A 20,376-nucleotide genomic window follows, 5' to 3' on the forward strand; every position below is an offset into this window, starting at 1 on the left:
GGGTAGGGTTATCGAAAACTCTACCGCTGGTAGTGTTTGGAAATTCAAAAGGTAGCCCTGAATCTCCTAAACGGAGATAGGGGTAGTGGGCTTGGCCACCCGTGTAGGGTTAAACCCTACTAAAATTAGACGAAATCACTTCGTGATTTCGTTGCTCGCTTACTACCGTAAGCGAGAACCCAACGAGTTCACTCGTTGGAGTAGGTCAGATTTATATATTAAAATTATAAGAAATTAAAATAAAAAATAATTAAATGATAATATAAATCAAATCGATTATAATTAATTATAATAAATAATCAGGCACAATATCCTTTGAAAGCAAATCTGCATAGGTTTCTTTTTCTCTGATGATAAACACTCCCTTTTCACTTGTTAATATCATTCTTGGTCTTCCTCTTGCATTGTAGTTATTTGCCATGCTTATACCATAGGCCCCAACATCCAATATGGCAATTATATCATCCACTTCTATTTTTGTGAGCTCCCTATCTTTTCCAAATACATCTGAGCTCTCACATAAACCACCTGCAATATTTACAACTTCCTTTTCATTTCCCCTTATGACGCATGGAGTTATTTCGTGGTATGATTCATATATTGCTGGTCTCATCATGTCGTTCATACCAGCATCAATCATTACCCATTTTGCAACAGGAGTTTCTTTAATATGATGCACTTTTCCAAGCAATACCCCAGCTGTTGCAACTAAACTTCTTCCAGGTTCAAGTATTAAATTTGGGAGCTCGATTTTATCCTTATATTCCATCATTGTGTTTATTATAGCATCAGCCAAATCCTTTTGAACTGGAATTTCTGTGTTTTTGTCGTATGGAATACCTAATCCACCGCCTAAATTAACATCTTTTATTTCAATTCCTTCTTTTTTCAATTCAACGACGAAATCCATAACTTTTCTTGTTTCTTCAATGAAGGGCGTAATGTCCGTTAATTGGGAACCTATGTGGCAGTGTATTCCTACAATATTTACATTTTCCATTTCTGTTGCCATTTTAATTGCTTTCATTGCAATTCCTGATTCAACATCAAGTCCAAATTTGTTCTTTTTCAATCCTGTTGAAATTTTTGGATGTGTCTTTGGATTTACATTTGGATTTATTCTAAATGCAATATTTGCAACTTTTCCCATTTCCTTTGCAGTTTCATTTATCAATATTAATTCGCTTATGCTATCCACATTAAATGACCTTATATTTGCCTCAATCCCCATTTTTATTTCGTCTTTTGTTTTACAGTTTCCGTTGAATACTATTTTTTCTGATGGAACATTTGAAAGCTTTGCAGTGTAGAGCTCCCCTCCACTTACAACATCGGCACCGCATCCTAATTTTGATAGCAATCTTGTAATTGCCAAGTTTGAGTTTGCCTTGTATGCGTATCCTACAATAAACTCTTTTCCTGTTTTTTCAGTGTATTCCTTAAATGCCTCAATGTATCTTGTAAAGTTTTTAACAATTTGGCTTTCACTCATTACATAAAGTGGTGTGCCGTATTCTTTTGCCAGTTCAGTTGCATCATATCCATCTATTTTTAAAACACCATCTTCAACAGTTATCATTTCATTTCCAAGAAATTTCATATTCTCACCCATGTAAATGTTTATATTTTATTAATTTTATTAATTTTATTTTAACAAATATCTTTTTATTATTTATACTATTAGGTAGGATGATTTATGCAATATATGGTATTTAAATAGTATTTAAATGATGATTAATTTTATAAGGGAAACTATGGTAATAAAAGAAAAAAGAAGAATGGAAGTTATAGGATTAGAAATACCGATAATCTCAGGAGATGAAGAGTTAGGGCTTAATTATCTCGCCGATTTAATTTCAAGCTACCCAATAGAAGATAAGGACATAATAATTATAGCAGAAACCATCATATCAAAACTTGAAGGAAACATATTAAAAAAAGATGATATAAAACCATCCAAAGAAGCTTATGAGCTTGCAAAGCAGTTGGACAAATCCCCTGAAGTTGTGCAAGTAATACTGGATGAATCAAATGAAATAGTTAAAGTTGGTGAAAAATTCATAATTACAGAAACAAAGCACGGTTTTGTATGTGCAAACAGCGGAGTTGATGAAAGCAATTCTCTTGATGCTATAAAACCTCTTCCAAAAAATCCCGACAAAAGTGCAGCTGAGCTCAGAAAAATGATTGAAGAAAAAACTGGAAAAAAGGTTGGAGTAATAATAAACGACAGCATGGGAAGACCATTTAGAAAAGGTTCCTGTGGTGTAGCAATAGGAGTCAGCGGAGTATGTGCATTGTGGGACAGAAAAGGAGAAGAAGATTTATTTGGAAGACCCCTTCATACAACAGAAGTTGGAATAGCAGATGAGCTCGCGGCTACTGCATCTGTTGTAATGGGGCAGTCAAATGAAGGGATACCTATTGTAATTATAAGAAACGCACCAGTTCCTTTTATTGATGGAAATGGGAAGGATTTAATTAGAAAAAAAGAAGAGGATGTTTTTAGACAATAGACTATGGGAAATAATAAATCATGCAAAATTTATATATATTAATTAATAATAGTAAAGATTAAATAATATAGATATAATTTTATAATGACATTATCCAAATAAATAAATTTCAAAAAGAACATAAATTTAGTGATGTATTATGTGTTCAATAAATGGAATAATCGTAAAAGATGACGACGATGACCCGAGTAGTTGTAAAAAGAAGATTTTAGAATATTTAATTAATGGAATGAAGATTTTAAAACATAGAGGTCCAGATGGCTCTGGATTAATGTTTGATGATGAAGTTATTTATTTTAAAGAGTTTAGTGATGTAAGGATACCAGTTAATAAATCCAACAGATTGGGTATAGGGCATAACAGACTGGCTATTGTAGGTCATGCAAGTCAGCCAATCCCAAACGAGGACGAAAGTATATGGACAATCTGCAACGGAGAAATTTATAATTACTATGAATTAATGGAAGATTTGCAAAATGACCATGGGATTAATACTGATACTGATACAGAGGTTATACTCCATACCTACGAAGATGATTTATTAAATGAGCTCGACGGAGATTATGCATACTGCCTGTATGATAAAAATAAAAACACGATAATGTTAAGAAGGGACATTTTTGGAGTAAAGCCGCTTTTTTATATAAATAGGGATAAATACTTTGCCTTTGCTTCTGAGAAAAAGGCATTATGGCATTTGCTGATGGAAATAGACGGAATGTCATTTGAAGAGGCATACAATTACCCAGTATCTCGTTTAAATCCAAACAGTCAGTTGATATATGACTTAAATGAAAATGAATATGAAGTGGAGGAGAATATCCAAAAAATTAGAGTGGATTATTTTGAAAATAACTACAATACAAACACGGATTATGAAACCTGTAAAAAGGAACTTGAAGAAGCACTATGGGACTCAGTATCAAAGAGAACTAGGGGAATTGACAGGGTTGGAATTATCTATTCTGGCGGTGTTGATAGCACACTTATAGCAAAAATGGCGTCAGAGTATTGTGATGTAATACTATACACAGTAGGCACGGAAGAAAGTGAAGATATAGAATATGCTGAAAAAGCTTCAAAGGATATGGGTCTAAAATTCAGAAAAAAAATCATACCGCCAGAGGAATATGAGAAATACCTTTTAAATGTGGCTTATGCCATTGACGAAATAGATTTGATGAAACTTGCAGTGGGTATCCCAATATATGTTGCTTCTGAAATGGCTAAGGAAGATGGAATAAAAGTGGTATTATCAGGGCAGGGTGCAGATGAGTTATTCGGTGGATATAATAGATATGGAAGAATATTGGCTGAAAAAGGAGAGGAAGAACTTAAAAAATCACTACATAATGATGTAATGAATATCTATAAAGTAAACCTTGAAAGGGATGACCACTGCACAATGGCAAATGGTGTAGAGCTCAGGGTTCCATTTTTAGATAAAGATGTGGTTGAAGTGGGGCTGTCCTTACCTATCGAATATAAACTAAATGATACCGAAAGAAAAATAATTTTAAGGGATGTTGCTTCAAATTATATTCCAGATTATATAGCTTATCGACCTAAAAAAGCGGCACAATATGGAAGCGGAAGCGAAAAAATGATATATGCCGTTGCAAGAAAATACGGATATTCAAAAAAGAAAATAAATGAATTCTTTGAAAATGTTTTAATGGAAAAGATAAGGAATATGCATTAATTTAATTTTTAATTTATTTTATAATATATTCATTCATATTACCATCCAATATCTATTAATTTCCCATCATAAACAATAACTGCATCCCCTTTCATATAAACTCCATCTTCTTTAATTTCAATTTCCAAATCTCCACCATCTAAATGTGCTAAAACCTTACTTCCTGTTTTTCCAAGTTTATGGGCAATAATTACTGAGCTCGTTGTTCCAGTTCCACATGCTGTTGTATAACCTGCCCCTCTTTCCCATGTAAGTATTTTTATTTCTTCTGGACTTATAACCTCTATAAAATGGACATTTATTCTTTCTGGGAATACTTCGTGGTTTTCTATCTCTTTACCTAAAATATTTAAGTTATCTCTTGCAAAATCCATAGTAATATCGTTATCTTCAACAAATATCACAGCGTGGGGATTCCCAACATTTACAACGCTTAATTTAATTTCATCCATCAAATCATTATTTAATTTAACACTTTCATTTAAAAATTCATCCTCTTTGGACTTCCCTTCTATCTTCATAGGTATGTCTTTTAGTTTAAATTTCGGAGCTCCCATATATACTTTAACTGTTTTTACAATATCGTTTTCTATCTCCATCTCAGAAACTCTTAAACCGCCCTTTGTTTCTACATTCAAGGGATTCTTTTTTAATATCCTCTCATAAACATACTTGGAGAAGCACCTTATTCCATTTCCACACATTTCAGCTTCTGACCCATCACTGTTGAATATCCTAAACCTCACATCGTATTTATCATCGGTTGGTTTTTGGACATATATGACACCATCGGCACCAATTGAAAATCCTCTCCTACATATTTTCCTTGAAAATTCTTCTTTGTCTTCTTCTTTTATTTTTATCTCATCAAATTCATTTATTACAATATAGTCATTCCCAAGACCGTGCATTTTTGTAAATTCTAAATCTTTTATGTCCATCATATCACCATATTTATTTAATTACTTATTTAAATATTCAATATTTTCAAAAAATTTAAAAAATAAAATAATAATAAAAAATTATTCTGCACTTGGTCTTTTGCTTATGATTTTAACCTTGTTTATTTTTGATTCATCAATAACAACAACATCCCTTATGGCTAAAACTATTTTATATGGTATTAATCTATAACAGTCATCAGATGGAGGTATAGGGCTCTGGTCTGATGGTTCCACATCTAATGAAATTATTTTTCCAGTATTCTCATCAATTACCACATCAATTACTTTTCCTATAATGCTCCCCATATTTCCTACAATTGATTTTCCATATAACCTTTTAAATGGAATTTTAGTATCATTCATTCTCATAAACTCACCGTATATATTATTATCATTATTATTTTATTCCAGCAGTTGATTTTCAACAAGGTTTCTATCTTCCAAGGTATTTATATTTAATATTGGTTCATCAATTATATATAATTCTTCTCTTTGTTCGCCATACTTTGGACTTAGTATATTAATGCCTAATGGAACATAGCCATTCAGCACGATACTGGGATTACCTGGATAGGCATCTTTTTCAATAGCTACACAGAGGGATTCTAAATTAGTTATTTTAGATTTTATACTATGGTATTGATTTATAATTTTATTTATGGTTTTTGATTTGATTGTGGGAATATCGCAGGATAGCACCATGAAAGGTTCTGAAAAATATACTATACATTCGTTTAAATCATGAACATAATCTATTCCTAATGTTTTAATCAAATGTATATTTTTATTATCGTCGTATTTTTTAGCCAAATACTCCTCGGTTTTTGAGGTATTTTTTGATACTGCAATATATATATTGTTAATATTAGATTTTAAAAGCGCTTCAATAACATAATCTATCATAGGTTTTTTTAGAATGGGCAATAAAGGTTTTTCAATAGCTAAATTTAACCTCGTGCCTTTTCCACCAGCCATTATTAACGCATCCATATTGTCACAGTTATATTATATGATTATAAATAGTTATAATAACATATATCAATAATAAAAATATATATGTATGATGTAAAAAATAAAAAGGGAAATCATGGAATTATTAGGTTATATAGTTATAACAAATTTGATAATTTTGGTTGTATTATTATATTTCGTTTTTAATTTGTCAAAGAAAATTGATATATTGGCATTAACCGATAAAACTAATAATTCATCCATAACTAATATAAACCCTCAAACCAAAAAAACCAAAATAGAACTATTAAACGATGAGAAATATTATTACTATGTTCTTAATCTCATATCTTCTGCTAAAAAAGAAATAAATATCATCATGTTTTCAATATATAAATGTAAAAAAACAGAAGATATACTACATGAACTTATAAATGCTAGAAAAAGAGGCGTAATGGTTAGAGTTATACTTGATGGAGAGGTAGAATCCAATAAATTAATAAAACATTTACTAAGTAGTGAGCGAATACCTGTAAAACTAACTGAACGCCAAAGAACCCATAATAAACTTATAATTGTAGATGATGAAATAGTAGTGCTTGGAAGCCATAATTGGACTGATAAAGCACTTTTTGAAAATAGAGAATCTAGTGTTGCTATAATCGATAAAAAAATAGTTAATAAAGAGAAAGATTATTTTGAGTCAGTATGGGGTTCTATAAAATAATGCAATAATATGGTGAATTAAATGAAAAAAAGTTTAAAGGTCAAGCCAATTGAAAACGGAACAGTAATCGACCACATAAACAAAGGAAAAGCATTAAAAGTTTATAAGGTTTTAAACATAGATAAAAATCAAACTGTAACTATTGCCATGAATGTGTCATCTGAAAAAAATGAAAAAAAAGATGTTTTAAAGATAGAAGGTATAGAGCTCTCAAAAGAAGATGTAAATAAAATAAGTCTTATATCTCCAAATGCCACAATAAACATAATAAAGGATGGAGTTGTTGTAAGAAAATTTAAAGTTGAAATACCCGACACCATAGAAGGTATATTAAAATGCACAAATCCAAACTGCATTACTCAGATTGAAAATATTGCCGGTAAATTTAAAGTTGAAGAGAAAGAACCTTTAAAAATAAGATGTGCATACTGTGAAAAATTTTTAAATTCTATTGAAATATGTCGATAAGGTGAAGTACCCCTTCCGTAAGGAAGGGGCTTCCTGCTTCACTGAACGAGCTTGCCATCATCGGTAGTTATTAACACCTAGGTAGAGGCTCACTTCTCCACAGGCTCACCCCCGCCTCCCGCAGGTGTATGGAGATAGTGTAGAATGGGCTTGGTTTTCACCCATTAACATATTATATCTTATGATATCTATTATTTATATTTTTGGTCGGCTCTCATCCCCGCCATTACGGACGGGGTCTTCCCGCCGATATTGGATAAATTAATTGAAATAAAAATAATAATAGATAAAAAATAAAAAATGAAATATAACGAAAAAGATATAGATGAAAGATAAGAAAGATATATGAAAGGATATGGAATATTAAGGTGATATTGTGAAATTACATGAATATGAAGCAAAGGAAATATTTAAAAAATATAAAATACCTGTTCCAGAAGGATTCATAACATCAACAGAAATCGAAAAATTAGACAAACCTGCTGTAATAAAGGCACAAGTTCTTGTAGGTGGAAGGGGAAAAGCCGGTGGAATTTTATTTGCGGATACCGTGGATGAAGCTAATGAGAAAATCAAGGAATTATTAAACAAAGATATAAAAGGAGAAAAAGTTGAAAAAGTCCTCATTGAAGAGAAAATTCCTATTAAAAAGGAATATTATTTAGGAATAACAATAGATAGGGCAGAGAGAAAGCCAGTAATCATGTTTTCAACAGAAGGTGGGGTAGAAATAGAGGAAGTTGCAAAAACCAATCCTGAAAAAATAATAAAATACCATGTTAATCCACAGGATGAATTTTTACCATATATTGCGAGAAATATTTTAAAAGATGCAGAAATTCCTTCAAATGAAATTCCGAAGGTTGCAGATATAATTTACAAATTATACAATGTATTTAAAGATATGGATGGAATGCTTGTGGAGATAAACCCTGTTGTAATTACAGAAGATGGAAGAGCTCTCGCAGCTGATGCAGTTTTGAATGTGGATGATGATGCATATTATAGGCATGACTACACCCAATTTGAAGAATATAGTAAAAAAGATAAACTTGAATTTGCCTATGTAGAGCTCGATGGAGATATTGGAGTCATAGGAAATGGTGCTGGCCTCACACTTGCAAGTATGGATATGGTAAAAGAATATGGTGGAAATCCAGCATGTTTCTTAGATATTGGAGGCGGAGCAAATGAAGAGACCGTTAAAAAAGCACTTGAAAAGGTATTAGAAAGGGATGTAAAAGGTATATTTATAAATGTGCTTGCAGGTATTACAAGGTGCGATGAAGTTGCAAAGGGCATTGTTGAAGTATTGAAAAAACATCCAGATGTAAAGTTTGCCGTAAGGATGATGGGGACAAACGAAGAAGAAGGAAGAAAAATATTAACTGAAAACGGCATCCCATTTGAACGCTCAATGGAAGGTGCCGCTAAAAAATTGATGGAAATGATTAATTCATAACTTACAATAATATTTCATAAAAATCTATTTATTAATATATTATAATATCACACTATTTTAAAATTAAAAATTAAAGTTAAAAATAAATACTATTTGTTATAACCATAATGAGAAATATATTTAATTTATAATTTATTATAATTATTATAATTTTTATAGCAATTACAAATATATCATCACAGGTGGAATTTTGAAAAGGAATGATATACAGAAGGTAATGATATTAGGTTCCGGACCTATCGTAATAGGTCAGGCGGCAGAATTCGATTTTTCAGGTTCTCAGGCGTGTAAGTCGTTGAGAGAAGAAGGAATATATACTATTTTGGTAAATTCAAACCCTGCAACAATCCAAACTGATACCAATATTGCAGATAAAGTTTATCTTGAACCACTTCATCCAAAGATTGTGGAAAAAATTATAGAGAAGGAAAGGCCTGATGCCATACTTCCAACGATGGGCGGTCAGACTGGATTAAATCTAGCCATGGACCTCCACAGAATGGGAGTTTTAGAAAAATACGGCGTAGAATTGCTTGGTTCAAAAGTGGAAGTAATAGAAACAAGTGAAGATAGGGAGCTCTTCAACAGAGCTATGGAAGAAATAGGTGAGCCAGTAACAAAATCTTATGCTGTAAATTCAATTGAAGAGGCATTGGATGCAGTAGCTGAGCTCGGTTATCCTGTGATAGTTAGACCTGCATTCACACTTGGAGGAACTGGTGGAGGTATTGCCCACAACGAAGAGGAACTAATAGAAATTACTGAAAAAGGTCTTAAATATTCTATCATCAATCAGGTTTTAATAGATGAAAGCGTTCTTGGATGGAAAGAATATGAATACGAAGTAATGAGGGATGCAAAGGATAACTGTATTGTTGTATGTAATATGGAAAACATAGACCCTATGGGAATACACACAGGAGAAAGTATTGTTGTAGCTCCATCCCAGACCCTAAGTGATGAAGTGCATCAAAGACTTAGAAATGCGGCATTGAAAATCATAAGACACTTAAAGATAGAAGGGGGCTGTAATGTCCAGTTTGCCGTAAATAAAGACATGACTGAGTATAGAGTAATCGAGGTAAATCCAAGAGTAAGTAGGAGCTCCGCACTTGCAAGTAAGGCAACAGGATATCCAATTGCTAAGATAGCTGCTAAGATAGCCATTGGAATGACCCTTGATGAGATTAAAAATGATGTTACAAAGGAAACTCCTGCGAGCTTCGAGCCAACTCTTGATTATGTTGTTGTAAAGATACCAAGATGGCCATTTGACAAGTTTAGAACTGTTGATAAGCACTTAGGAACAAGTATGAAATCCACAGGAGAAGTAATGGCAATAGGTAGGACCCTTGAAGAAGCACTTCAAAAGGCAATTAGAAGTTTAGATATTGGAAGACATGGTTTAATTGGAGATGGCAAGGGTATAAGCTATACCAACGAGGAAATCAACGATATATTAAAAAATCCAACTGATGAAAGAATATTTGTAATAGCTGAGGCACTTGATAGGGGCTGGACAGTTTCAGAAATATGCGAATTAACAAACATAAATGAATTTTTCATTAAGAAAATAAAAAATATTGTTGATATGAAGAAGGAGCTCGAAGTTTTATCTAAGTTAATTTAAAGAATTAATTTAATAATTATCATTATATTATTTATGGTGAAACACATGGTAGAAAACGAAAAACTAAAAGAAGTAATACTTAAAGCAAAAATGCTTGGTTTTTCCGATGTTCAATTGGCGAATTTATTAAACAAGGACGAGAAGGAAATTAGAGAATTAAGAAAAGAGCTCAATGTAGTGCCAGTTTATAAAATGGTAGATACCTGTGCTGCTGAATTCGAAGCAAAAACACCATACTATTACTCCTGCTATGAAAATCTATTTTATGACGAACAGAACGAAAGCGTTCCATCGGACAGGAAGAAGGTAATAATTTTAGGTTCAGGACCTATAAGAATTGGTCAGGGTGTAGAATTCGATTATTCAACAGTTCATGCAATATTTGCTTTAAAAGATATGGGAATTGAGGCAATAATTGTAAATAACAACCCTGAAACAGTATCCACAGATTACGATACCTCAGATAAACTCTATTTTGAGCCGCTTACCTTTGAGGAAATTATGAATATTATTGAAAACGAAAATAAAAACGGCGAGTTGTTGGGAGTAGTTGTTCAGTTTGGAGGGCAGACCGCAATAAACCTTGCTATGAAGTTATACAATGCTGGTGTAAATATACTTGGAACATCACCTCAATCCATTGATTTAGCAGAGGATAGAGAGCAGTTCTCCGAGATATTGAAAAAATTGAATATACCTCAGGCTGAGGGAGCTACGGTATATAATGAAGAAGATGCCTTAAAAGTTGCTGAAAAAATCGGTTATCCTGTGCTTGTTAGACCGTCCTATGTTCTCGGTGGAAGGGCAATGGAAATCGTATATAATGAGGATGAATTAAAGGACTATATGAAAGAGGCTGTAAAGGTATCCTCCGAGCATCCTATATTAATTGACAAGTTTTTAGATGATGCAGTTGAAGTTGATGTGGATGCTATTTGCGACGGCGAAGATGTGTTTATTGGAGGAATTATGGAACACATCGAAGAAGCCGGAGTTCATAGTGGAGATAGTGCCTGCGTAATACCACCTCAGACACTTTCAAAGGATATCGTAGATACAATCGTAGATTACACAACAAAACTTGCAAAAGAGTTGGGTGTAGTTGGATTGATAAATATACAGTATGCCATAAAGGATGGAATTGTTTATATTATTGAGGCAAACCCAAGGGCAAGTAGAACAATACCTTATGTAAGTAAATCCGTTGGAGTTCCTCTTGCAAAGATTGCCACAAAGGTTATAATGGGACACAAACTTAAAGACATGGGATATGTTGGATTGGCAGAGGCAAAGTATGTAAGTGTTAAAGAGGCAGTATTCCCATTCCAAAAACTACCTGGCGTGGACCCTGTCCTTAGTCCAGAGATGAAATCAACAGGGGAGGCAATAGGTATTGATACCGACTTTGGTAAGGCATATTATAAAGCACAGCTATCTGCAAACATGGAGCTCCCAACTTCTGGAACAGTGTTCATAAGTGTTAAAAAGAAAGACAGAAAACATGTCCTTAAAATAGCCGAGAAATTTAATGAATTGGGATTCAATATTGTGGCTACAAGGGGAACAGCGGAAGAGATTAGAAATGGAGGAATAGATGCAAAAGTTGTTAAAAAGATATCCGAGGGCATGACTGGAAATATTCTTGAATTAATTCAGAAGGGAGAAATCGATTTAATTATAAACACCTCCTCAGGAAGCAAGGCAAAATCAGACGGATACTACATTAGAAGGGCAGCAGTGGAGTTTAACTTGCCATATATTACAACAATTCAAGGGGCACTATCCACAATTAAGGCGATAGAATCCATTAAAAAAGGAGATTTAGGAGTTTATTCTTTGAATGAGCTTGAAAATAAATAAAAATAAATAATAAAACATAATAATTTTTATTTTTTAATCTAATTATTATAGTTATAATTATTATAATTATTATCAATTAATTTACTAAATTTTTTTATTTTATTGAATAAATATCAATTACTTAGCAATTAAACTTAACTGTGATAAAATGGAAAGTTATTTAAAAGAACTCAGAAATAAGCATTTAAAAAAGAGAAAAAAGAAAAATCCAAACATGCCCATAGCCACATGGGTTCAGGATGATATATTTTTGGATAAAACTATTGGAAAGAGCTTAACAATCATATTGAGAACTGTTGGTTGTAGATGGGCATACGAAAGCGGCGGATGCACAATGTGCAGTTATTTAATGGATAGCTCCCCTATAAAAATAAGTGCTGAGAACATTATAAACCAGTTTGAGCATGCCCTAAATAAATACAAAGAGGAAATAATAAAAAATCCAAAAAATTATTCAATAAAGTTATTTACATCAGGTAGTTTTTTAGATGAATTCGAGGTTCCAAAAGAGGCGAAGGAACATATTTTCAAAAAAATAGGGGAGCTCCCCATAAAAGAGGTAGCAGTTGAATCAAGACCTGAGTTCATTACAGATGATAATTTAAAAATAATACGAAAATATATCGATAATGAGATAAATGTGGAAATAGGAGTGGGAATCGAGACATTAAATGAAAAAATAAGAAATGTATCAATCCATAAAGGAGTATCTACTGAGGACATTAAAAGTGCCATAGAAACTGCGAAAAAATACAATATTGGAATAAAGGCATATCTATTAATAAAACCGCCGTTTATTACTGAAAAGCAGGCGGTTGTTGATTCAATTCATTCTGCAAATGAGTGCATAAGGATGGGATGCAGTAGAATATCATATTGTCCAGCAACAGTTCATAAGGGAACTTTAATAGAATTACTCTGGAAAAAGAACCAATACAGACCGCCGTTTTTATGGAGTGTTTTGGAAATATTGAAGGAGGTAAAATCTCAAAACCCTGATAAACTTATCATGTGTGATACATCAGGAATTCCATCCAATAGGGGAGCTCATAATAAGATGGACTGTAAATGCAACTATGAAATAAAAGAGATACTTAACGACTTCACAATTACTCAGGATTTGTCATTGATTGAAGGAGCTCTCGATATGGGATGCGAATGTAAAAAATACTGGGAAGAATTTATAAACTTTGAAGAAAAGAACATTGTTCCATTGGGAGATAATAAATAATAAAAAAGAAAATCTAAAAAAGAAGTTTAAAAAATTCTATATATTATTTTTATTTTATTCCAATTCTTTGTATTTTAATGATTGCTTAATTACATCGATATTTGGTTTTCCGTAGCTCACAAGCTTTCCTGTTCTCATGTCGTTTATTGTAACAACAGCTGGTGCAAACATACCTTTGTCTATTTTATAGAAGTCGTAGTTTGCAGCTTTGAATGTTTCTAAGAATGGTTTTCCGTAGTCTGATGATGAGCAGGAAGGCAATGCTTTACATAAAGCTTCAATATCATCGTTTTCATCACTTTCTATGTAGTAGTATGTTCTTCCACCATAAAGCACCATATCGTTTGTAGCCCCCATCATAACTAAATCATCACCGACAATTGGTGCAACTGGTGCAATTCCTGCTGCAAATTTAACTTTATTTACATCGAAGTGAAGAGCTTCGAGCATTTTGTAGGTTCCGTTTTCTACAACTCTACCACTGATTTGTATTGAACCTACCAATGATGCTGTTGGAGCTACTAAGAGATATACATTTTTAGGCTCAACGCCACATTTTTCAGCAACGTAATCTGCAACTTCTTCATTTGGAAGTTCTGATGCTTCTAAACATAATATAGCAACATCTGCATCATCTTCGTATCCAATTTCTTCGTAGGTTGCCTTAGGCATTTTTGCAAGAGCTCTTGCAGGACCTGAACCCATGGCGAAGTATTTACCAACTTTAACACTCCAGCCAGCTTTCTGAGCTCCGAGTGTTGCTATTGCTGGATGAGATGTTTTTATTTTAACGGATGGTAATACTAACTCATCATTTAATGTTCCTGTTATGCTGACACCAACATGTGCCAATCCACCCAAACATACCTTTGTATATGCCTTTCCTGCTTCAAAACTACCTGCTACATTAACTCCACAGTCAAGAACAGTTGCTCCATTTTCAAGTGTTATTACTTCAATGTTCATGTCATCTTTTCTTTTAATCATATCTTCAACTATTGGAAGAGCCTTTAAATTTACACTTACCATTCTTTCACCTGATTTTTATTTATATAATATGTATCATACATATATATTTGATAATATTTTTTATATGTTTTGATTTGGTTTTAATCAATCTTGCAAGTGCATCAATTCCTTCACAATTAAAAAATAAGGTTTTACCCAAATTTAAAATGGTGATATTATGATAAAAGTTCTTTATGATGGTATTTTAATAAGAGATGGCAATAGGATAACGGAAGCATCTTCTTCTATAACATTCATAAAAACAAAAAAACATAACATAATAGTCGATACAGCTACAAAGGATAAAAAAGATTTAATTATAAGGGAATTGGATAAATTAGGATTAAAACCAGAAGATATTGATATAGTCATAAATACCCACGACCATTGGGACCATGTGGAGAATAATGATTTATTTAAAAATGCAAAACTCATAACCTATTATAATTATAGGGAGCTCGACGATGAGGAAATAGAAATTATGGAAACCCCCGGACATACAGAGGATAGTATTTCAGTAATATATAAAGACTATATCGTTGTTGGAGATGCTTCTCCTTTAAAGGATAATATATTAAAAGACATTGAACCTAAATTAAACATTGATGAAGAGCTCGCTCTGAATACTCTTAAAAAGATAAAAAGTCTAAAAAAGAATATTATTACAGGTCATGAAGGAATATATTATAAAGATTCTTATCTATAAAATAGTTTAATTTAAGGTTAGCCATACAATTAATTCTTTATTTTGTGTTTATATTTTTTTAGTTTATTCTTTTTCTATTTTGTATTCGTTGAATCAAGTATAATAACGGTTTTAATTAAATATTATGCTTTTGTAGTGTTTCCCCCCACTATGGTCTGATTTTAACTTCCTGACAGTGTGAATTAACAATACCATCTTTAAAATCAAAAAATAGAAATAGGTAGTAGTTAAATATCTCATTAAAAAACGGTGAATTCAGCATGCTAAAGACATTAAGTAATATGCTCACTAATTCTATAAATAGTTTAGGATTTAACTGTTCGGAAGAATTATCTAAGTTTGCATTGGTTAGAACGTTAACGCCGATAAAAACTATTAAAGCATTTTCAGAAAGTATTTCAAAAATCCACAGAACAACTATCGTTAAAAACTTGCAAAAACTCTTCGAAGAAGAGTTTTACTTATACGCTCAATTATTAAACCTTCCCGACATTTTGAATGACAATAGATTTAAATACGCTGCAATAATCGATTCAACATTATTAAGAAGATGGAGTGAAAATATTTATGGTTGTAGTATTAGATACAATTACATCGAAAATCATAGCAAACTATATCAAGAGCAAATAAACTGCTGTATCTATCACAAAAAAAAGGGCTTTATACTATTCACACTACGATAAAACCACTCGACAAAAAATCCACAAACATATTTATTGAAATCATTGAATTTTTATCTCAAACTAACATCAGGACGGTTATAGGGGACAGTTTTATCACAACAAAGAAAATTCTAAAGGGATGTAAGGGATTGGGAATCGAATACATTGGCAAACTTAGGAAAAACATTATAATCGAGTTTTTCAGTAAGAAGGTTAAAGTGGAAGAATTGTTCGAAAAGGATTTTCAAAAAAGAAAGTTCAAATTAAGGACGATTAATGGAATAGAGTTCAAATTATCCGATAGGATTGTGAATATTCCAAATGTTGGCAAGGTTAAAATCGTTGCTGTGCAAATGGAAAATCAGAAAAAACCTAAGTATTTAGTCTCTACAAACTATAAAAAGAAGGCAGAGAACATTATAATCGAGTATATGAAGAGACCAAAGATAGAAGAAAAACATAAAAGGGATAAATCGATTTTAGAAGTTGAAGGGAATTACATAACTTCTGAAAAGAGTAATATTGGATTCATTAGATTTATGGCGGTAGTATCAAACTGCATCGAATACTTAAGCTACAACTATGGATTATCGTTTTATGAAATCGTTAAAAAGTGTGGTAAAGAACTAATAAAGAAAGGAATATCATAATCACACTGTCAGTAACTTCAAATACAGTGAGTTCCGCAGTCTCAACAGTAAGTAGCTATTTCCATCCCACTATGGTCTGATTTTAACGATATTATGGCATTTAGTTTTAAAGAGATAATCGACTATTTCCATCCCACTATGGTCTGATTTTAACATCCCTGCCTTGATTGTCACTATAATATTTACATATATATTTCCATCCCACTATGGTCTGATTTTAACGCTTTTCTTACGAATCCTTTTTTATCCTCTAATGTCATTTCCATCCCACTATGGTCTGATTTTAACCCAAGATGTCGTAAAATCATTGAATAAGAAAAAAATAATTTCCATCCCACTATGGTCTGATTTTAACAATTCTTCATCATTTCTTTTTAGTATTAATTTATATTCTTCCCAATTTCCATCCCACTATGGTCTGATTTTAACTTTTTTTATAAACCTTTTTAGGCGGTTTTTATGACATGTGGAAAATTTCCATCCCACTATGGTCTGATTTTAACGGAACTGGCAAGCCAAGGGATAAAGTGCCCTATCCAAATTTCCATCCCACTATGGTCTGATTTTAACTTCAACTGATAATGTATAAGTGCTACCTTTTGAGCTATTTCCATCCCACTATGGTCTGATTTTAACGCAGAAAAATACGCTGAAAGGGTTATGGATTATGATTTCCATCCCACTATGGTCTGATTTTAACTTCGACACAATGGCTGTCGAGATGTTTAAAACTGCATTTCCATCCCACTATGGTCTGATTTTAACACTGTAATATATGACGTCTCAGGAAATAACTTTAAATTTCCATCCCACCATGGTCTGATTTTAACGTATATATGTCAGTATTGCACAAAATATTATACAATTTCCATCCCACTATGGTCTGATTTTAACAATTTTTCAAATTCTTCTTCTGCTGTTTTTCTGTCAGATTTCCATCCCACTATGGTCTGATTTTAACCAGAAACTATATTATAGAGTATATAGAATTTGAAATTTCCATCCCACTATGGTCTGATTTTAACAGCTCAATAGCGAAATTAATGACTTTATTGAATACTATTTCCATCCCACTATGGTCTGATTTTAACCTCATTATACTCCAAGTCTTTAAATTCATAAATTAATTTCCATCCCACTATGGTCTGATTTTAACTAATATGATACAGCGAGAATACATAGAAAACGCAATAAATTTCCATCCCACTATGGTCTGATTTTAACTGATTCCGACACAGTAGATTCATACGCTGTGGGAGATGATTTCCATCCCACTATGGTCTGATTTTAACATGTATTTATCATATGTCGCAACAATATCAAAGAAAGCATTTCCATCCCACCATGGTCTGATTTTAACTTCGTTTTTAATGTTTCGTATGACTCGTTATAGCAAACATTTCCATCCCACTATGGTCTGATTTTAACTTTGAGATAGCATAGAATATACCGCCACCTATTAACAATTTCCATCCCACTATGGTCTGATTTTAACATATTTCCTGATATGTTGTTCTGTATGTTCTTTTTAATTTCCATCCCACTATGGTCTGATTTTAACTAAAGAAGTTGCAAATAAATATGGTATGAGTTATATGATTTCCATCCCACTATGGTCTGATTTTAACCTTTTAGGAGCTCCCGCACAATCCTTTTTCGAATTAGATTTCCATCCCACTATGGTCTGATTTTAACGAACCGTTAAGCTTTCCAGCCGATTATATGGCAATAGAATTTCCATCCCACTATGGTCTGATTTTAACCTCATTATACTCCAAGTCTTTAAATTCATAAATTAATTTCCATCCCACTATGGTCTGATTTTAACTAATATGATACAGCGAGAATACATAGAAAACGCAATAAATTTCCATCCCACTATGGTCTGATTTTAACCTAAATAAAATGTTTTTAATGGTGTTAAATCAACATTTCCATCCCACTATGGTCTGATTTTAACGTTGAAAAATGCATTATAGAACCGAAAGGAATAACAATTTCCATCCCACTATGGTCTGATTTTAACGAGACCATTTCCAGCATTCACTTGTAGGCGGTTGTTAGATTTCCATCCCACTATGGTCTGATTTTAACGAAGAAGAGATTCAAAGAATTAAAAAAATCTTAGATTTCCATCCCACTATGGTCTGATTTTAACAGCATTTACATCAAGAAGTTGTAAAAAGATATTAGAATTTCCATCCCACTATGGTCTGATTTTAACAGCATTTACATCAAGAAGTTGTAAAAAGATATTAGAATTTCCATCCCACTATGGTCTGATTTTAACATCTGACCCAGTATGGAAGTAGGCGGTAGGTCCAGGAAGATTTCCATCCCACTATGGTCTGATTTTAACTTCATACGCACGGTTCTTAAAGAAGATGAGGGTATAAAATTTCCATCCCACTATGGTCTGATTTTAACAAAAAATAAAATTATATGGGTAATAGATAGATTTTCATATTTCCATCCCACTATGGTCTGATTTTAACCCCAGAAATGCACGAATACAACACGATACCAACTCCTGATTTCCATCCCACTATGGTCTGATTTTAACATCATGAATGTAATAAAGGAGACTTTTTAATCGGATTTCCATCCCACTATGGTCTGATTTTAACAAATATCACCTTTGCATATTATACTAATACATAATAATATATTTCCATCCCACTATGGTCTGATTTTAACCATAAACATCTTTTTCTTTATCCTTGATAAAATCAATATATTTCCATCCCACTATGGTCTGATTTTAACAGTTTAAAATATTCCTTATTTTACACTAAATACCTTTGCATTTCTTCTATTTAAAACTTTCGAGTCTCGAATCACGTTGATTTTTAGAGTATATATAGTATTAGGGTTCGTCTACGACAGATAATTTACAAATATTTAAAGAAATAAACGATATTTTATAAGTATTTTTTAAAAATTTAAAAAATTAGCAAGGAAAACCATAAAATAACTAAATATAGTATAGATATTTTAAAAATCCCCATAATTTCATTTATTTAAATTTATTAATTATATCAAAAATAATAGACATTTACGACGAAAGTAGGGGAGATATTTTCAAAAATAGAAAAAGAATAACCAATATTATAAAAAAATAATAGTTAATAGTAAGGATTTAAAACCTACACATTTTACTCATGGAATTTTTTCACGAAATTATCTTAAAGAATTAATATATTCAGAGCTCCGACCACCAATAAAATCATGCCCTTTCATTTTTACTTAATGCTATAATTCCATTGGCAATTGATACTGCAACAGGAGTTCCGCCTTTTGCCCCCACTGTGGTTATGGATGGAACATCGGTATTTCTTAAAGCCTCTTTTGACTCACTCGCCTTTACAAAACCAACCGGAGCTCCGATAACAAGTTTTGGTTTTATGTTCTCTTCATTTATCAACCTAATTACTTCAAATAGTGCAGTGGGTGCATTGCCTATTACAACAATACCTCCATCAATAAGTTCTTTTGCAACCCTCATGGATGCCACTGCCCTTGTGATTTGCTCCTCCTCAGCCATTTTATAAGTTTCTTCATCGTTAATGAAATTATATAAATTATTATACCTAATGCCTGCTTTAACCATGCCCACATCAACAACTATTGGTTTATTATTTTTAATTGCTTCGATACCGTTATTTATTGGGTCGTTTTTAAATGTTAAGAGTTTTGCATATTCTTCATCAGCAGTGGCATGCACAACTCTTTCCATTATTACCAATTCTTCATTGGAGTAATTCTTTAATTTATCCCCTAAAACACTTTTTATTTTATTTCTTACAATTTCCCTAGATTTTTCAGCAATATTTAGTCCCTCTTTTGTTGTAGCTCCCAT

General features: G+C 32.3%; 15 protein-coding genes, 1 pseudogene and 1 CRISPR repeat array. Of the genes and pseudogenes, 10 read left to right on the forward strand and 6 right to left on the reverse strand.

Annotation, left to right across the window (positions count from 1 at the left end; translation table 11 throughout):
• Positions 1-286: 286 nt before the first annotated feature.
• Positions 287-1,600 (reverse strand): diaminopimelate decarboxylase, encoded by a 1,314-nt coding sequence (lysA, locus tag Mjas_RS06170; protein WP_421077304.1) that lies wholly within the window; start codon positions 1,598-1,600, stop codon positions 287-289.
• Between the two features lie 154 nt (positions 1,601-1,754).
• Here lysA and Mjas_RS06175 point away from each other — a divergent pair, with 154 nt between their 5' ends.
• Complete coding sequence (locus Mjas_RS06175) at positions 1,755-2,516, forward strand: coenzyme F420-0:L-glutamate ligase (protein WP_421077305.1); 762 nt, start codon at positions 1,755-1,757, stop codon at positions 2,514-2,516.
• A 139-nt stretch (positions 2,517-2,655) separates the two neighbouring features.
• Complete coding sequence (asnB, locus tag Mjas_RS06180; RefSeq protein ID WP_421077306.1) at positions 2,656-4,218, forward strand: asparagine synthase (glutamine-hydrolyzing); 1,563 nt, start codon at positions 2,656-2,658, stop codon at positions 4,216-4,218.
• A gap of 38 nt (positions 4,219-4,256) precedes the next feature.
• Here asnB and dapF read toward each other — a convergent pair whose 3' ends face one another.
• The 3 genes from dapF to cobY form a co-directional block, all read right to left on the reverse strand.
• Entirely contained in the window at positions 4,257-5,159 is a 903-nt protein-coding gene (gene dapF / locus Mjas_RS06185; RefSeq protein WP_421077307.1) for a diaminopimelate epimerase, read from the reverse strand.
• A gap of 81 nt (positions 5,160-5,240) precedes the next feature.
• Positions 5,241-5,525: a PRC-barrel domain-containing protein gene (locus Mjas_RS06190; RefSeq protein ID WP_421078592.1), complete on the reverse strand. Its 285-nt coding sequence runs from the start codon at positions 5,523-5,525 to the stop codon at positions 5,241-5,243.
• Positions 5,526-5,564: 39 nt separating this feature from the next.
• The gene (cobY, locus tag Mjas_RS06195) at positions 5,565-6,152 is read right to left on the reverse strand and encodes an adenosylcobinamide-phosphate guanylyltransferase (protein WP_421077308.1); all 588 of its coding nucleotides are present in this window, start codon (positions 6,150-6,152) and stop codon (positions 5,565-5,567) included.
• Positions 6,153-6,249: 97 nt separating this feature from the next.
• On the opposite strand from cobY, the gene Mjas_RS06200 reads away from it, so the two are divergent.
• The 5 genes and pseudogenes from Mjas_RS06200 (at position 6,250) to Mjas_RS06220 (ending at position 13,491) form a co-directional block, all read left to right on the forward strand.
• Positions 6,250-6,840: a phospholipase D-like domain-containing protein gene (locus Mjas_RS06200; RefSeq protein ID WP_421077309.1), complete on the forward strand. Its 591-nt coding sequence runs from the start codon at positions 6,250-6,252 to the stop codon at positions 6,838-6,840.
• Between the two features lie 21 nt (positions 6,841-6,861).
• Positions 6,862-7,308 (forward strand): aspartate carbamoyltransferase regulatory subunit, encoded by a 447-nt coding sequence (pyrI, locus tag Mjas_RS06205; protein WP_421077310.1) that lies wholly within the window; start codon positions 6,862-6,864, stop codon positions 7,306-7,308.
• A 376-nt stretch (positions 7,309-7,684) separates the two neighbouring features.
• Positions 7,685-8,770, forward strand: a complete 1,086-nt coding sequence (gene sucC / locus Mjas_RS06210; RefSeq protein ID WP_421077311.1) for an ADP-forming succinate--CoA ligase subunit beta — start codon at positions 7,685-7,687, stop codon at positions 8,768-8,770.
• Positions 8,771-8,960: 190 nt separating this feature from the next.
• A pseudogene (carB, locus tag Mjas_RS06215) lies at positions 8,961-12,260 on the forward strand (carbamoyl-phosphate synthase large subunit).
• A gap of 148 nt (positions 12,261-12,408) precedes the next feature.
• On the forward strand, positions 12,409-13,491 hold the full coding sequence (locus Mjas_RS06220; RefSeq protein ID WP_421077312.1) for an archaeosine biosynthesis radical SAM protein RaSEA: 1,083 nt from the start codon (positions 12,409-12,411) through the stop codon (positions 13,489-13,491).
• Between the two features lie 54 nt (positions 13,492-13,545).
• On the opposite strand, the gene mch is transcribed toward Mjas_RS06220, so the two are convergent.
• Positions 13,546-14,520, reverse strand: a complete 975-nt coding sequence (gene mch, locus Mjas_RS06225) for a methenyltetrahydromethanopterin cyclohydrolase (protein ID WP_421077313.1) — start codon at positions 14,518-14,520, stop codon at positions 13,546-13,548.
• 157 nt (positions 14,521-14,677) lie between these two features.
• Here mch and Mjas_RS06230 point away from each other — a divergent pair, with 157 nt between their 5' ends.
• From Mjas_RS06230 to Mjas_RS06240, 3 genes are all read left to right on the forward strand, one after another.
• A complete protein-coding gene (locus Mjas_RS06230; protein ID WP_421077314.1) occupies positions 14,678-15,205 on the forward strand; it encodes an MBL fold metallo-hydrolase in 528 nt (175 codons plus the stop codon).
• A gap of 260 nt (positions 15,206-15,465) precedes the next feature.
• Positions 15,466-15,888 carry a hypothetical protein gene (locus Mjas_RS06235; protein ID WP_421077233.1) on the forward strand — a complete coding sequence of 141 codons (423 nt, stop codon included), beginning with the start codon at positions 15,466-15,468 and terminating at the stop codon, positions 15,886-15,888.
• Positions 15,889-15,965: 77 nt separating this feature from the next.
• Positions 15,966-16,517: a hypothetical protein gene (locus Mjas_RS06240; RefSeq protein WP_421078567.1), complete on the forward strand. Its 552-nt coding sequence runs from the start codon at positions 15,966-15,968 to the stop codon at positions 16,515-16,517.
• A 57-nt stretch (positions 16,518-16,574) separates the two neighbouring features.
• Positions 16,575-19,283: a CRISPR direct-repeat array (repeat unit 30 nt; unit sequence ATTTCCATCCCACTATGGTCTGATTTTAAC).
• 460 nt (positions 19,284-19,743) lie between these two features.
• Here the strand turns inward: Mjas_RS06240 and Mjas_RS06245 are convergent.
• On the reverse strand, positions 19,744-20,376 hold the full coding sequence (locus Mjas_RS06245) for a cobalt-precorrin-8 methylmutase (protein WP_421078593.1): 633 nt from the start codon (positions 20,374-20,376) through the stop codon (positions 19,744-19,746).

Origin of the sequence: Methanothermococcus jasoni (assembly GCF_049075655.1) — an archaeon.
Taxonomy (GTDB): Archaea; AGJL01; Methanococci; order Methanococcales; family Methanococcaceae; genus Methanofervidicoccus.